Raw genomic sequence first — 12864 nt, forward strand, 5'->3', positions numbered from 1 at the left:
CGCCACGAGGTGTGCGGGGACCGCGGCGCGGCGCGCCGCCCGCGCCGGTCGCCGCCGTTGGCGAGGGCGCGGCTCAGGCGCCGCTCCTGCGGCCGGCGGCGCCGGGACCGGCCGAGGCGGCCGGCTGACGGCAGCCTGCTACTTCACGTACGCTTGGTCGATGTTGCGCGCCTTGTCGAGGTTGACGATGGCCTCCCGGCCGACCAGCACCTCGATATGCGCCGAGGCGAGATCCGTGCCGTTGAAGTCCGCACCCGTCACGTTGGCGCCGTTGAGATCGGCGCCGCCGAGCGCGGCACCGGCGAGAATGCTGCCCGACAGATTGGCGTCCTTGAGCGAGGCGAACTCGAGCACGGCGCCGATCAGCCCAGCCCGTGTCAGCGTCGCGCCGTCCAGCTTGGCCGAGCGCAGGACGAACGGATGACGCCGGCTTTCGCGCGCCGGCTTGCCGTCCGTCATGTTGATGCCATCGAGATGCGCGCCGACGAGGCTCGCTTGCGTGAGGTCGCTGGCGAGGCGCGCATGCGAGAGGTTGGCGCCGTCGAGCTTGGCGCGGATGAGCTGGGCCGAGATGACGCGCGCGCCTTCCAGGTTGGCGCCCGTGAGGTCTGCTTCGACTCCCCACGCCTGATCGAGGTTGGCTCCTTTGAGGTTGGCTCCCGCGAGCTTGGTGCCGTTGATGCGCGCCGACTGCAGATTGGCGCCGTGCAGATCGAGCCCCGAGAGGTCGAGCTTGTTGAGCTGCTTGCCGCTGAGGTCGACGCCGCCTGCGTCGCCCGCAGCCTTGATCGCGGCCTCGACGTCGGCCCGTGTCATGTCGGCCTTGGTGAAGGCCTCCGAGTTGAGGTCGATGTATTGCCAGAGATCCTGCGCCGAGACCGTGGCCGGCGCGGCGGCCAGGGCCATCCCGCAGGCAAGAGCTAATATCGTCCTGGGCCTCATGCCCATCCTCCCTGGTTGTTGGTTGGCAGGCACTCTAGCCGACGCGCACCGGCCTGAACACTCACGCCGCAGCCTCGATCGCCTTCCGAGCCAGGGTGCGGGCTTTCGCCAGATCGGCGACGAAGGCCGTGTAGGCTGCGCGCTTTGCCGCCGCGTCGGGGAGGCGGAGCAGGTACGACGGATGCACGGTGATGAAACCCGGCCACGCACCGAACCGTGCCGGGCCGCGGCACTTCGTGATCGGAAGCGCCTTGCCGGCGAGCGCCAGCACCGCCGTCGCCCCGAGCGCGACCACCAGGGCGGGCTGCACGAGCTCGAGCTCCTTCATCAGCCACCAGCGGTAATGGCGCACCTCCCCGGTGGTCGGCTTCTGGTGCAGGCGCCGCTTGCCGCGCTGCTCGAACTTGAAATGCTTGACCGCGTTCGTGACGTAGCACGCATCGCGCTCGATGCCGGCCTCCGCCATGGCGCGCGTGAGAAGCTGCCCGGCCGGGCCGACGAATGGGCGCCCCTCGATATCCTCCTGATCGCCTGGCTGCTCACCGACGAAGGCGATTGCCGGCCGCAGCGGGCCCTCGCCGAGCACGGCGCGCTTGCCGCCGTGCACGAACGGTTCGGCGGCCGTGATGATGGCATTGAGCTCGGCCAGCGTCTTTGGCGCATCCTCGATGGCGAGGACGGCCTCGGTGGGGGCTTTCCTGCGGGGCGTGTCCGGCGCCTTTTTCATGATCGTCTCAACGCGCGAGCCGGCCGATCGAAGCAGGTACGGGATCAATTTTGTTTCCGGCATGTTGCGCCAGTACTTTTTCGGCATCTCCTTCTGCATCTGCGCGACGTTGGTACGCGCCGGGTTGAACGTGCTGGCGTAGTAGCTGGCCCAGCCGGCCTCGAAGTCGTCCGACGGCGGCGCATCCTCGCGGCGCGCGGGCGGTCCGACCGTCAGCGTCTCTCCGTCCCAGAGCAGCGATCCGACGGGCGTCAGGATCGACCAAGTGAGGCTGCGGAAGCGGTCGACGAAAAAGTCGGCCGTGGCCTCGAGGATGAAATGGTCGGGCTCGAACCAGGCCACGTAGCGCTCGCCGTCCGAACCCTCCACGCGCCGAAAGCGCAGGAAGGCGTGCATCTTGTGCAGGTCGCGGCGGACGGCTTTCTCCATCATGGCGAGGCGGAACACCAGCGGGTCGCTCGCCACGTCGAGCAGGGCTGGCTCGCCATGCGTCATGCGCCAGACGAGCGTATAGAGCAGCCCATAGCGCTCGGCATCGCGGTGGCACACGACGTGACCGATCAATTCGCAGGCCGCGCGGGACAGCGCGACCGGCGCAGATTCGTCCGCCATCGCCTCCCCGAACAGCGAGAGCGCGGCCTCGCTCTGCCAGACGACGTGCTCCGGCGCCACGTCTCGCGCGATCAGCGCGCGCACGGCCTTGCGGAAGCCGTCCAGATCGGCGCCCGGCTTGAGCGTGACTGCGACCGTCACCATCAGAGGAGGCTCAGTTGCGCGGGCCGCGCGAAGCGGCGGCTGAGGTCGGCCCGGTCCGTCAAACGCACCGGCCGGTGATCGGCCGCGATGAGGAACGGCGCTGCGCGCTTGAAAGAGACCGTGAGCCGCTGGACGTCCGCCGCGCTGAGCCGCGTATGGCGCCGCGCGGCGATGATCTTGTCGACCGCGCGGGCGCCGAGGCCGGGCACGCGCAACAGGAGCTCGCGCGGGCCGGTGTTGACGTCGACCGGAAACACGCCGCGGTTCTTGAGCGCCCAGGCGAGCTTCGGATCGATCGTGAGATCGAGCATGCCGCCGGCGCTACTGGCGGCGATCTCGTCGATCGAGAAGCCGTAGTAACGGAGCAGCCAGTCGGCCTGATAGAGCCGGTGCTCGCGCGCGAGCGGCGGCGGCTTGGGCGGCAGCAGGCTGCTTGCATGATCGATCGGGCTGAAGGCGGAGTAGTACACGCGCGAGAGCTTGAAGCGGCCATAGAGCGAAGCGCTCGTCGCCAGAAGCTCCGTGTCCGTGGTTTCGTCCGCGCCGACGATCACCTGCGTGCTCTGTCCCGCGGGCGAGAAGCGCCGCTTCTCCGCGCGCGCCTCGCTGATCCGCTCGTGCATTTGGCCCATCGCGGTCTCGATGGTCGCCCCGTTCTTCTCGGGGGCGAGGCGCTCGAGGCTCGCGCGCGTCGGCAGCTCGACGTTGATCGACAGGCGGTCCGCCCACAGGCCCGCCTGCTCGATCAGCCACGGGCTCGCCTCGGGAATGGTCTTGAGGTGGATGTAGCCGGCGAAGCCGTGATCGCGCCGCAGCCGCTTGGCCACCAGCATCATCTGCTCCATCGTGTAGTCCGGGGACCGGATGATTCCCGACGACAGGAACAGCCCTTCGATGCAGTTGCGCTTGTAGAACTCGGTCGTCAGCGTCACGACCTCGTCGACCGTGAAGCGGGCGCGGCGCACGTTGGACGACCGCCGATTGATGCAGTAGGCGCAATCGAACAGACAGGCATTGGTGAGCAGGATCTTGAGCAGCGATACGCAGCGCCCGTCCGGGGTGTAGGCGTGGCAGATGCCGGCGCCGGTGGTCGAGCCCAGGCCGCCTTTGGCCGCCGCCCGCTTCGGCGCCCCGGACGACGCGCAGGATGCGTCGTACTTGGCGGCATCGGCGAGGATCTTGAGCTTGTCGAACAACTCCAAGGGCTGCACTCCACTCTTTTGTTCTTGTTATGTTCTCATCATTGGCGCATGTCAACCCGCGGGCCTCATCGAGGGATCGAGGTGCGCCCCGCCGCCGCTTCGCCGCGCATCTGGCGGCGCCGGCCCATCACCCACGGCCACAGCAGGTTAAGCGCAAGGCCGCCCATGACCAGCCCGGCGGCCAAAAGCTTCCAGTCCTGCAGCGGCTCGCCGAGCCACAACGCCGACGCGCCCATTCCGAACACCGGCACCAGGAGTGCCATCGGCGCAATCGTCGCCACCGGATAGCGTGCGAGCAGCCAGCCCCACATGGCATAGCCGAACAGCGTGTTGCCGACCGCCTGCCAGAGCACGGCGCCCCACGTCGCAGCGTCCGCGTTGGCGAGCCCGTTGCGGATTGCGGCGGCGCCTTCGAACAGGAGCGAGAGGGCGATGAGCGGCGGCACCGAAAACAGGCTGGCCCACACCACGTAGGCGACCATGTCGACGTTGGGCGTCGCGCGCACGACGATGTTGCTGCCAGCCCACGCCGCCGCCGCGATCAGCACCAGCGCCAGCCCGAGCGCCGTCGTGTGCCCGTCGGTGTGCAGGAGGATGATGGCGAGACCCGCCATCGTCACCGCGAGCGCCGCGATCTGCACGCGATGCACGCGCTCGCCGCTGAGCAGCACCGCTAGCCCGATGGTGAAAAACACCTGCGTCTGCACGACCAGCGAGGCGAGCCCCGGCGTCACGTGCCCGTTGATGGCGATGTACAGAATTCCGAACTGCCCGACGCCGACCAGCAACCCGTAAGCGGCGAGATTGCTCCACGGCACGGCCGGACGCTTGAGGAACAGCACGGCGGGAAAGAGCGAGCAGAGAAAGCGCAGCGCCGCGAACAGGAGCGGCGGCAGGTGCTCGAGACCGATGTGGATGACGACGAAGTTGGAGCCCCAGACAGCCGTCACCGCGAGCGCGAGGAGCGCGTGGCGCAAGGACAGGCTGTGTGAGGTGGGGCTCAAGAGGCGAGAGCAGTTCGGCTCGGATCGTCAGTTGGTCGAAACGGTCGCGGCAAGCGGCGCACGGCTCGTGCCGAACCCGTGCATGCGCAGCGCCCACTGCAGCGCCACGATAAATCCTTTTACCGGCTGCAGCAGCGCCAGCGTCAGCGCGAGCGTGAGCGGCAGCCAGACCGAGAGATGCAGCCACACCGGCCACGCATAGCGGAACTCGACCCAGAGCACGAGCCCGACCACGATATGCCCGACGATGGACATGACGATGTAGGCCGGCATGTCGTCGGCGCGATGGTGATGCAGCGCCTCGCCGCAGGCCCCACACGTATCGACAACCTTGAGGTATTTCCGGAACAGGGCACCCTCGCCGCAGGCGGGGCACTTGCAGCGCGCACCGCGCCCGAGCGCAACGGCCATGGTCGGTTCCGAGGGTGTCATGTGAGCCTCCTGTTGTGCGAGCTGCGCGCTTGATGTCCATGTCATAGACGTGATTGTATGGATCTACAATGCGCGATATGACTTACTTGTATGGATTGGATACCTACAATCGTTGACCGTCAGGGCCCTTTGTACCAGCGCATCGTCACCGCGCTGGCGGAGGACATCGCGGCCGGGCGTCTGCGCCAGGGACAGGCGCTGCCGACCCATCGCAGGCTCGCGCGAGCCCTCGGCGTCGACCTGACGACGGTCACGCGCGCCTACGCGGAGGCCAGGCGCCAGGGCTTGACGGAAGCCACCGTTGGCCGCGGCACCTTCGTGAAGGGCCTGCCGTCGCCGGCGCTGCGCTCTGCGGCAACGCCCGGCATCGATCTCTCCATGAACCTGCCGCCGCAGCCGGCCGAGGCCGACCTCGACGCGCGGTTCGCGAAGGCGCTGTCGGACATACGCGCCGAGTCCGGGCTCGCGGCCTACCTCACGTATCAGCAGCCGGGCGGCACGGCGGCCGAGCGCCAGGCGGCTGCCGAATGGCTGCAGGCGCTGGTGCCCGGCATCACGCCGGACCGCCTGATCCTCGCGCCGGGCACGCAGGCGGCGCTCTTTTGCCTGCTGCTGGCGCACGCCGCGCCAGGCGATTCCATGCTCACCGAGCGCCTGACCTACCCCGGCCTCAAGGCGGCCGCGTCGGCGGCGGGCATCCGCCTCATCGGCCTCGACATGGACGAGGCGGGCATCGTGCCGGCGGCCCTCGATCGCGCCGCCCGCGCCGGGGCCGCCAGGCTCGTCTACCTGCTGCCGACGCTGCACAACCCGACAACCGCCACCATGCCGGCCGAGCGGCGCGCGCGCATCGCCGACATCGTGCGCAAGCGCGGCCTGACGCTGATCGAGGACGACCCGTACTCATTTCTCGCCCCCGGCCTTGCGCCGCTGTCGACGCTGATCCCCGAGCGCGCCTACCTGGCGGCCAGCCTCTCGAAATGCATCGCGCCGGGCCTGCGCACGTCTCTTGTCGTCACACCGGATGCGGAGGCTGCAGCACGCCTCGCGGGCCTCCTGCGCGCAACGCTGCAGATGCCGGCGCCGCTGATGGCTGCGGTTGCCACGCGCTGGATGCGCGACGGCACCGCCGAAGCCATCATGACGGCCGTTCGTTCTGAGGCTGCAGCGCGCCAGCAGCTCGCCCGCGAGGCCCTCGCACCCCATGCCTACGCCGCGCATCCCAGCGGCCATCACATCTGGCTGCCGCTGCCCGCCCACTGGCCAGCGGCGCGTTTCGCCGCCCACCTGCACGGCCGCGGCCTCGCCGTGGTGACGGGAGACGCCTTCGCCACCGATGCCGCGCCTCCGAACGCCATCCGCCTCGCGCTCGGCGCCGCACGCAGCCGCGTTCAGCTCGCGAAGGCCCTCGACATCCTCGCCGACGCGCTGGAGCAGCGCGCTCCCGACGCGGTCATTGTCTGACCCGCTCCTGATCGGACCGTCGGCGCGTAATGCGGCTAGGTGTCTGGACGCCGGCCCTCGCCGGAGTGACGGGTTTGTCGGGCAGGCGTTCGCAACAAAGAATACGTCATCCTGGCGGAGGCCGGGATCCAGACACGTCGAGGAACGGGCGATGTGGTTTCCTCCTCGATTCCGCCCGCGCCCGACCTGCCGCCGCGAGCAGCGCGCCGGCGGTGTAGATGGCAAGCCCCACGGCCGTCGCCTGCGAGTAGTCCACACGCCCCTCGGCCATCTGCATCACGAGCACTACAACCGGGATCAGCGCTGTCGCCGCGCCGAGGGTAAGCGCGGATGTCAGCGAGACCGCCTTCTGCACCGCGTAGATCGGGAACGCCAGCACGGCGAGCCCCACCGCGACCGCGGCCAGAAGATCGGCGGGCGGCAAGGAGCCCTTGTCGTCGAGCCCAAGGAGATAGCCGCCGGCGGCCAGCAGCAGGTAGAGCGGGAAGCGCAGCGCGAACACGGCCGTGGGGCTGACGCCCCGCGCACTTAGGCGATAGCTGGCGAGAAGCATGCCGGACATCGCTACGCCGGAGAGGACGGAAAACAGGAGGCCGGCCGCGGCGACCGCACCGCCGCCGCGCACGAAGCCCGAAAGTCCAGCCAGTGTCGTGACCGCGAGCGCGACGAGACCGAGCGCGAGCACGGCAAGCCCCGTGCGTTCCCATCCATGCAGCGGGGTCTGGGCCGGCGTCCACGCGCGCGCCGCCACCACCGCGAGCGGAATGACGCCCGAGAAGACCGTGAAGGCGACGGCCGGCTCGATGAGCTGGATCGCGCCGAGATAGGCGAGCCACCCCGCGGCCGACGATACGTTGAGCATGGCGAGCAGGCCGGGCATGGCGCGTGCCGTCTGCAACTCATGCGGCACGCGCCAGAGGACGGCAACGAGGCAGCCGAGCGACGACAGCCCGAACACGAGGAACCCGATCAGGAAGGAATCCATCCGCTGCAGGAAGCTGCCGAACAGCACCGCCTGCGCCGCGTCGAGCACGACGAACGTGGCGCACCAGAGGGGCCCGTGTGCACGCGAGGACATGGCAGCCTGCAATGGGAAAGGCGAGGGATGGAACGTCCCCCAAAATCACCGCTGCCCTAGCGAAAGGCAAGCGCCGCTCCGCTGCGCAGCTGTCGCCCGTGCCGGCGAGCAGGTTTAGGCCGCCTCCTGCTCAAGCACGGCGTAGGCGTCCTCGGCGCGCTCGTAGATCTGCGTCTCGAGCCCGCGCCGCCGGAGCGCGTCCTGCAGCTTCTGGCGCGTGATGGCGCTCGTCGCGTAGCGCGCCATGCGTGCGTAATAGGTCTTGTGGACGTGCGCGACCATGTCCGCGTAGACGTCGTAGAGGTCCTCGGCGATCCGGCAGCCGTCCTGGTTGATCACGGCGTTGACCCGCCGCCCGGCCGCCTTGCAGGCGTCCGAGATGGCTTTCTGAAGATCCGTGACGTCGGCCTTCTTGCGCGCGCTCCAGGCCTCGAGGTTGACCGACAGGATGTTGCGCGCGGCGTCGTAGCTGATGCGGTCCTTGAGCCCCTCGTTGAGGAGGTCCGCGAGCAGGCCCATCGGCTGGTCGCGGAAGATGGCGGGGTTCATCGGCACCGGCCTGTGGATGTGCGGCTTGAAGGCCATGTGCGGGAGGATGTCGCGCTCGATGTCGATGCCGGGCGCCACCTCAATCAGCTCGAGCCCGTGGTCCGTGAGCTGGAACACGCAGCGCTCGGTGACGTAGAGCACGGGTTGGCTGCGTTCGGCGGCGTAGGTGCCGGAGAACGTCACCTGCTCGACCTGCTTCACGAACTTCCTCGCGCGCCCCTCCTTGACGATGCGGAGCTTGCCGTCCTCGATGGCAACCTCAAGCCCGCCGGCCGTGAAGGTGCCCGCGAACACCACCGCGCGCGCGTTCTGCGAGATGTCGATGAAGCCGCCGCAGCCGTTGAGGCGCCCACCGAACTTGCTCGTGTTGACGTTGCCGAGGCTGTCGCATTCCGCCATGCCCAGGCAGGTGAGGTCGAGCCCGCCGCCGTGGTAGAAATCGAACATCTGGTTCTGGTCGATGATCGAGTGCGCGTTGGCCGAGGCGCCGAAACTCGATCCGCCCGCGAGCACGCCGCCGACCGCGCCGGCCTCGGTGGTCATCACGAGGTAGGGCGTGACCTTCTCCTCGTTGGCGACGTTGGCGACGCCGTCGGGGGCGCCCACGCCGAGGTTGATGACGCCGTTCGGCGGCAGCTCGAAGGCGGCGCGCCGCGCGATGATCTTGCGCTCGTCGAGCGCCATGCAGGGTAGGCTGTCCACCGTCACGCGCACCTCGCCGGCAAGGCCCGGATCGTAGACGACGCCATAATTCATGCGGTGCATCTCGGGCGGATCGGCGACCACCACGCAGTCGACGAGGATGCCGGGAACCTTGACGTCCTTCGGCTTGATGGAGCCGGCCTCAACCAGGCGCTCGACCTGCGCGATGACGACGCCGCCGTTGTTGTGCGCCGCCATGGCCTGCGCCAGCACGTCGAGCGTCAGGCACTCCCTCTCCATGCTGAGGTTGCCGAGGGGATCGGCGCTGGTGGCACGGATCAGGGCGACGTTGATGGGCGTCGCCTTGTAGAAAAGCCACTCCTTGCCGTCGACCTCGACCAGCTTGACGAGATCCTCCTTCGTCACGGTGTTGACCTTGCCGCCGCCGAGGCGCGGATCGACATAGGTGTGCAGGCCGACCTTGGTGAAAAGCCCCGGGCTGCCCGAGGCGCAGCTCCGATAGAGCTTCGAGATTACGCCCTGGGGCAGGTTGTAGCCCTGGATCTTGTTGTCTTGCGCCGCCTCGGCGACCTTCGGCATGCGCCCGAAGTTGGCGGCGATAACGCGTTTCAACAGCCCTTCGTGATGCAGCCGGCCCGTGCCGAGGCCTTTGCTGTCGCCGGCGCCGGCGCACATGATGAGCGTGAGATCGCGCGGCGCGCGCGTCTCGACGTAGCGCTTCTCGAGGGCCGCATGCAGCATCTCGGGAATGCAGCTCTGCACGAATCCCGTCGTCGCGATGACGTCGCCGTCACGGATGCGCGCGATCGCGTCTTCGGCCGAAAAGACCTTTGTGGTCGGCATGGTCGGTTTCCCCCGGGGATGGCCTCCACTCTTTTCGCGCCGCCCGGGTGCGTGCGGAACGATCGGTAGAGTGCTCGAATTTCCGCGCGGAGGATACGGGAGCGGGACGGCGACGGGCAACGACCCGAACGCGCAGCCAATCGTCCTACTCAACGGGGTGATTTGCGACCTACCCACCCCCGGGAGGGGCGTCGGCGCGGCGGCCTGGGGCCTGAGCCACACCTTCGCCGGAATTGATAAGCCCATTGCCGGGGTGCGATGAGATCGGCCGGGGGGAACGAGGGGAGGGAACCGAATGACCCAGTTGAGGAGCGGCGTGCCTCAGGACGCCGCCGACATCACCACGGACAATGCCAGGCACTTCTCGGGCGGGATGGCGGCCACGCTGCTCTCGGCCGTGGCCGTGCTGTTCTCGGGCTTCAGCCTTTGGGACACCACGCTCAAGAGCGCGGACCTGCGCGTCTACGTGCCCCGCGTGATCTACTACGCGGCGCCCTACACCAACACCAACTTCGAGATGATCTCGATCCCGGTCACGCTCTCCAACGAGGGCGCTCAGACCGGCACGGCGCTGCACATGGACCTCGCCGTCACCGATCCCAGAACCAAGCAGACCAAGCATTTCTACGCCGCCGAACTCGGCGTCTGGTCTATGGAGCGCACGCGCACCCGCAGCTATACGGGCTTCGCGCCGCTGCCGCTCGAAGGGCGCTCGAGCCGCACGGAGCAGATCATCTTCTATACCCGCGGCGAGGAGGAGAAACCCGAGCAGATCATCCGCGAGGTGGGACCCTACGAGTTCACCCTGACCGTGACGCCCGCGAGGGAGACGGGCGGCCTCGGCAGCCTGTTGGGCCAGCAAGGACCCGCCAAGCCGATCTCCGTGTCCTTCGAGCGCGTTCTCCCCTTCTACGACGCACGCGCCTTCGAGAACGGCACCATCTTCATGCATGCCAAGGACTGGACGTCGTCGTCCAACACGGCGCCGGAGTAGGGGCCTGCGGGTAAGGGGGCGACCGCATTGACTTGGCGCCGGCTGGCGCCATAGTTAACGGCGCCTCTTCCTACCGGCGCGAGGGCCCACCCATGAAACGGATGCTGACGGTTGCCGCCGCGCTGCTGGCCGGTCTGGCGGCGTGGCTCGGCGGCGCTGTGGCCCAGCAATCAGGCGGCTTCTCGACCACGGCCCGGAACGCAATCCTGATGGATTACGACTCCGGCTCTATCATCTACCAGAAGGCCGCCGACGAGTTGGTGCCGCCAGCGAGCATGAGCAAGCTCATGACGCTGGCCGTGCTGTTCCGCGCGCTGAAGGACGGGAAATACACGCCCGAGACCGAGTTCCAGACCAGCGAGAACGCCTGGCGGACCGGCGGCGCGCCCTCGGGCACCGCCGCCATGTTCATTCCGATCCACAACAAGACGCCGATCAGCGAGCTGATCCAGGGTATCGCGGTGCAGTCGGGCAACGACGCGGCCATCACGGTCGCCGAGGGCATGGCGGGCTCCGTGGACGCGTTCGCGAAGATGATGGAGGCGGAGGCGCGCCGCATCGGCCTCGAGAAATCGACCTTCCGCAACCCGACCGGCCTGCCCCATCCCCAGCATCTGATGACGGCGCGCGAGCTCGCCGAGCTTGCCCGCTACATCATCAAGACCTACCCGGACCAGTACAAGGTCTTCAGCCAGCGGGAGTTCGCCTACCGCAGGCACAAATTCTACAACCGCAACCCGCTGCTCTCAGCGGACATCGGCGTGGACGGCATGAAGACCGGCCATACGCGCGAGGCGGGCTACGGCATGGTCGTCTCGTCGGTGAGGGACGGCCGCCGGCTGATCGGCGTCGTCCTCGGCTTCGAGAATGAAAAGGAGCGTCAGTCCGAGACGCGGCGCATGCTGGAATGGGGGGCCAAGAGCGTCTCCAGCGCCAAGCTGTTCAACGCCGGCGAGTCGGTCGGCTATGCCCGTGTCTGGGGCGGAACGGATTTCTACGTGCCGCTCGCCGGCGACGGCGAGCTCGAGGTCATTCTGCCCAAGTTTCCGCTCAACCAGAAGATTCGCGGCGAGATCGTCTACGAGGGACCGCTGAAGCCGCCGGTCAAGAAGGGCGACCAGGTGGCCATGTTCCGCGTCACGAGCACCGTGCCCGGCAGCAACGAGCCGATCGCCGTGAGCGAGACGCCGCTCTACGCGGAGAACGATGTCGAAGAGGCGAGCTTCTATTGGCGCGGCGTCGACTCGCTCCTCCACCTCGCCCTCCGCCTCATCCCGCTTTGATCCCGACCTCTCCTCGCCCCTCACGTCGTGGCCGGGGTCATCGCGGCGCAATGTTTTGCATCGACACCCAGCCATCCAGGGCCAAGCGCTCTCTATTTGCCGTTGCTGCTGGGAGACGTACCTAAATTCCCGATCTTCATCGGAATGACGACTTTTTGTTCGCCATCCCGATGAAGATCGGGATTTAGGCAAGCTTCGGAACGCCCGACATTCAGGCCGCTTCCATCCGTCTCGAACTGCCACTAGTCTCCGCCGCCATGACGCGTGGAAAGTTCATCACCTTCGAAGGCGGCGAGGGCGCGGGCAAGTCTACACAGGTGGCCTTGCTGGCAGAGCGCCTGCGCGCGGCCGGGCTTGCGACCGTCATCACGCGCGAGCCGGGCGGCACGCCGCTCGGCGAGAGCATCCGCGCGCTCGTTCTGGACGCCGAGCCCGAGCACGTCACCGAGCTCTTGCTGTTCGCGGCCGCGCGCGCCGAGCACGTGGCCAAGGTCATCCGCCCCGCGCTCGCGCACGGCACGTGGGTCGTCTCCGACCGCTTCGTGGATTCGACACGCGTCTACCAGGGCGTGCTCGGCGGCGTGTCGAGCGCGCTGATCGCCGCCGTCGAGGCCGGCAGCGTGGCGCCCACCTTTCCCGACCTGACCGTGATCCTCGACATTCCGGCCGGCGAGGGGCAGCGGCGCACGGAGGCGCGCGGTGCGCTCTCCCGTTTCGATGCGGCGGACGCGGACTATCACGAGCGGCTGCGCCAGGCATTCCGCGACATTGCCCGCGCCGAGCCTCAGCGCTGCCTTGTGATCGACGGCACGCTGAAGCCCGACGCCATCGCGGACCACGTCTGGCGGGCCGTCGAGCAGCGCCTTCTCGCCGGAGCCCGCTGATGCCGTGCCGACCTCCGCCCCCTCACCCGGCCGCGATCTCGCG

11 protein-coding genes are annotated in these 12864 nt (G+C 68.4%); 4 read left to right on the top strand and 7 right to left on the bottom strand.

All coding sequences use genetic code 11. The annotated features are described in order from the left end of the window. Positions 1–138: 138 nt before the first annotated feature. The 5 genes from IT540_RS19995 to IT540_RS20015 form a co-directional block, all read right to left on the bottom strand. Positions 139–942 (bottom strand): pentapeptide repeat-containing protein, encoded by an 804-nt coding sequence (locus IT540_RS19995; RefSeq protein ID WP_291181635.1) that lies wholly within the window; start codon positions 940–942, stop codon positions 139–141. Positions 943–1003: 61 nt separating this feature from the next. After that, the gene (locus IT540_RS20000) at positions 1004–2425 is read right to left on the bottom strand and encodes a UdgX family uracil-DNA binding protein (RefSeq protein ID WP_291181636.1); all 1422 of its coding nucleotides are present in this window, start codon (positions 2423–2425) and stop codon (positions 1004–1006) included. Continuing rightward, positions 2425–3627, bottom strand: coding sequence for a putative DNA modification/repair radical SAM protein (locus IT540_RS20005; RefSeq protein ID WP_291181637.1), 1203 nt, complete (start codon positions 3625–3627; stop codon positions 2425–2427). Before IT540_RS20005 ends, IT540_RS20000 begins: the two co-directional genes overlap by 1 nt. Positions 3628–3692: 65 nt before the next feature. Beyond that, positions 3693–4604 carry an EamA family transporter gene (locus IT540_RS20010; RefSeq protein WP_291181638.1) on the bottom strand — a complete coding sequence of 304 codons (912 nt, stop codon included), beginning with the start codon at positions 4602–4604 and terminating at the stop codon, positions 3693–3695. A gap of 54 nt (positions 4605–4658) precedes the next feature. Beyond that, the gene (locus tag IT540_RS20015; RefSeq protein WP_291181639.1) at positions 4659–5108 is read right to left on the bottom strand and encodes a DUF983 domain-containing protein; all 450 of its coding nucleotides are present in this window, start codon (positions 5106–5108) and stop codon (positions 4659–4661) included. An 84-nt stretch (positions 5109–5192) separates the two neighbouring features. Here IT540_RS20015 and IT540_RS20020 point away from each other — a divergent pair, with 84 nt between their 5' ends. Further along, entirely contained in the window at positions 5193–6527 is a 1335-nt protein-coding gene (locus IT540_RS20020; protein ID WP_291181640.1) for a PLP-dependent aminotransferase family protein, read from the top strand. A gap of 106 nt (positions 6528–6633) precedes the next feature. Here IT540_RS20020 and IT540_RS20025 read toward each other — a convergent pair whose 3' ends face one another. After that, positions 6634–7605 (bottom strand): hypothetical protein, encoded by a 972-nt coding sequence (locus tag IT540_RS20025; protein ID WP_291181641.1) that lies wholly within the window; start codon positions 7603–7605, stop codon positions 6634–6636. A gap of 114 nt (positions 7606–7719) precedes the next feature. Continuing rightward, positions 7720–9660, bottom strand: coding sequence for a malonate decarboxylase subunit alpha (locus IT540_RS20030; RefSeq protein WP_291181642.1), 1941 nt, complete (start codon positions 9658–9660; stop codon positions 7720–7722). Positions 9661–9955: 295 nt separating this feature from the next. Between IT540_RS20030 and IT540_RS20035 the strand changes: the two genes are divergently transcribed. The 3 genes from IT540_RS20035 to tmk all read left to right on the top strand — a co-directional run bounded on the left by IT540_RS20035 (position 9956) and on the right by tmk (position 12821). After that, a complete protein-coding gene (locus tag IT540_RS20035; RefSeq protein ID WP_291181643.1) occupies positions 9956–10654 on the top strand; it encodes a hypothetical protein in 699 nt (232 codons plus the stop codon). A gap of 92 nt (positions 10655–10746) precedes the next feature. Continuing rightward, positions 10747–11937 carry a D-alanyl-D-alanine carboxypeptidase family protein gene (locus IT540_RS20040; protein WP_291181644.1) on the top strand — a complete coding sequence of 397 codons (1191 nt, stop codon included), beginning with the start codon at positions 10747–10749 and terminating at the stop codon, positions 11935–11937. 257 nt (positions 11938–12194) lie between these two features. Beyond that, entirely contained in the window at positions 12195–12821 is a 627-nt protein-coding gene (gene tmk, locus IT540_RS20045) for a dTMP kinase (RefSeq protein ID WP_291181645.1), read from the top strand. The last annotated feature ends 43 nt before the right edge of the window (positions 12822–12864 follow it).

This window comes from Hyphomicrobium sp., assembly GCF_020852195.1.
Classification (GTDB): Bacteria; Pseudomonadota; Alphaproteobacteria; order Rhizobiales; family Hyphomicrobiaceae; genus Hyphomicrobium_C.

Coding starts and splice junctions, on each gene's coding strand:
- IT540_RS19995 (WP_291181635.1), bottom strand. CDS start 942: ATGAGGCCCAGGACGATATTAGCTCTTGCCTGCGGGATGGCCCTGGCC.
- IT540_RS20000 (WP_291181636.1), bottom strand. CDS start 2,425: ATGGTGACGGTCGCAGTCACGCTCAAGCCGGGCGCCGATCTGGACGGC.
- IT540_RS20015 (WP_291181639.1), bottom strand. CDS start 5,108: ATGACATGGACATCAAGCGCGCAGCTCGCACAACAGGAGGCTCACATG.
- IT540_RS20025 (WP_291181641.1), bottom strand. CDS start 7,605: ATGTCCTCGCGTGCACACGGGCCCCTCTGGTGCGCCACGTTCGTCGTG.
- IT540_RS20030 (WP_291181642.1), bottom strand. CDS start 9,660: ATGCCGACCACAAAGGTCTTTTCGGCCGAAGACGCGATCGCGCGCATC.
- IT540_RS20035 (WP_291181643.1), top strand. CDS start 9,956: ATGACCCAGTTGAGGAGCGGCGTGCCTCAGGACGCCGCCGACATCACC.
- IT540_RS20040 (WP_291181644.1), top strand. CDS start 10,747: ATGAAACGGATGCTGACGGTTGCCGCCGCGCTGCTGGCCGGTCTGGCG.
- tmk (WP_291181645.1), top strand. CDS start 12,195: ATGACGCGTGGAAAGTTCATCACCTTCGAAGGCGGCGAGGGCGCGGGC.